Annotated in this window: 2 protein-coding genes; both read left to right on the forward strand. The window is 46.6% G+C overall.

The genetic code is table 11. From position 1 onward, the window contains the following. A partial coding sequence (locus tag Q0625_RS01050; RefSeq protein ID WP_366125058.1) for a gliding motility-associated C-terminal domain-containing protein occupies positions 1-923 on the forward strand: 923 nt, incomplete at its 5' end. Between the two features lies 1 nt (position 924). Continuing rightward, on the forward strand, positions 925-2168 hold a 1244-nt coding region (locus tag Q0625_RS01055; RefSeq protein WP_298823056.1), incomplete at its 3' end, for a PorP/SprF family type IX secretion system membrane protein.

The following is a 2168-nucleotide window of genomic DNA, read 5'->3' on the forward strand; positions in this document are numbered from 1 at the left end:
TCCCTACTATAGGCTTCAAACAAGGAACTTCTCCTTGTGGTTCAAACAATGCGATCTTGGAACTCTCCAGCCTAGAGGCTGTGATTGTAAATGGCAGCGAAGAGAAGAAAACCCTTGTCCCCAGTACAGATTATGACCAATATACACTCCAATGGAAAAAGGATGGAGCAGGGGTCGGTATGGGTAAGGAGCTTACCACCACTCGTTCGGGTTCTCTAAGTGTATATAGACTAATGGTCAATGGAGCTTTTAACTCCAATGAAGTTAAGCTCGTAGATATCAAGCTGCCCACAGCGGTACGTATCACTACCAATACAGGGGTAGCTGAATTGCAGGACAAGCAAGCCTTGGATCTCATTCCTACTTTAGAAGGCGATTTCCAACAGGAACTCTTCACCTATACTTGGAATTACCGCAAGGATGACTCCCAGCCCTGGACACTCAAAAAAGAAGTAACCACTGAAGCGGATAAGAAATACACTATTCCTGCCATCCCTTATAAAGACCCTGCCTTTAGAGAAGCTGTAGGCCAATACCAGTTTGTGGTGAAACTCAAGACAGGACAGGTGAGCATAGGGGGCGATACCATAGACCTAACGCCTTATGCTGAGAACTGTGGCAATGCCGAAGGGGTGATCAGTATTACCTATTCAGTCTCTTATGATGGTAATGAGATTCCTAATACACTACTCCTCTCAGGAGAGGACGTTAACCGTAAGTGGATGCTGCCAGCTCAGTGGGCAGGTGCCAAGGTGACTATTTATAAACAAACAGGAGAAATTGTCTATCAGGCAAACCAATATAATAATGATTTTCCGAACTTTACCCCACCTGAGAGCCAGAGGGGGGCAGCCATCTACTATTTCTATATCTTAGAAAAAGATGGAAAAACAGAGAACGGAACCATAACACTATTACAATAGAATGAAAAGAGGACGCTACTATAGGATTTGTATTTTATTCTTGACCATGGTTTCCACTTGGGCGCAAGAGCAAAAGGGCTTTTATGTACCTTACCAGATGCCTACCCATGCCTTTGTACGGTTTAATACCTTTGTGGCTAACCCTGCCGCTCCCCTTGTTGTCAATTATCAGGAACACAACGTGGGGCTGTACTATCGTAACCAGTGGATGGGCTATAAGAATGATAATTTTTCACTCATGGGACTCTCCTATGGGCGCAACTGGCGGGAGACCAGCTCCATGAACCTTTTCCTATACAAGCGCAATGTAACGGTGATGACCAACTATGGGGTGGTGCTTAACTATGGACACCTCATTCACCTCTCGGATAATGTACGTATAGGCATGGGGCTCAATGTGATTCCATCCTTTAGCGGCTTGGACAAGGGACGTATCCGTGTGGCCGACCCAGCCGATCCGCTCTTGCAGGTGGGTAACTCCTTTGACTTCGTCCTCCAACCTGGGGGCTATCTTGCCTTTGGGGATTTCTACCTTATGGGGACAGCGGAAAACCTCATTGACTATTCTGCTGGAGCGTCTAAGGCTATGACGGAGTTTCGAGATAAAACCTTCACCGCACACCTTATGTATCGCAAGGCCTTGGATTCCAGAAGTGATCTCTTAGAAAATGGCTATTGGTCAGTGGCTTTCCGCGCTGCCAAGGAGTTTGATGGGTTTAACTTCGGAGGACATGCCATGATAGACCTACCCGCCTTGGGCTGGGCTAATCTCGGTTATACCCAGCGCAATGTCCTTATAGCAGGGGTGGGCTTTAACCTTAGCCAGCAGTGGAGTCTTGGGATAGAGTACGAAAATGCCATGGGTGTGAAGGTGCCTCAATTGGGTAGTACTTTAGGAGTATACCTCAATGTACAGTTCGGTGGAGAGAGACAAAAACGCACGCCACCCGCCCCACCTAAGCCTCCAAGGCTTCCTGTGGTACCTGCTAAGGAAGAACCTAAGAAAGAAGAACCCCAACCTTTGGTACCACACAATCCAGAGGTAAAACCTAAACCGGTGAAGCCGAACCAAGCGCCTATTTCGGTTAAGACAGAGACCATGGAAGGGGTGCCAGCAGGACACTATGTAGTTATTGGGGTATATGCTAACCCTCGTAATGCCTATAGTTTCCTACAGCAGATGGGCAAGCGTTATGAAGTAAGTTCTTTTGTAAATAAGAAGAATGGTCTTACCTATATATATTT

This window comes from uncultured Capnocytophaga sp. (assembly GCF_938029845.1).
Lineage (GTDB): Bacteria > Bacteroidota > Bacteroidia > Flavobacteriales > Flavobacteriaceae > Capnocytophaga.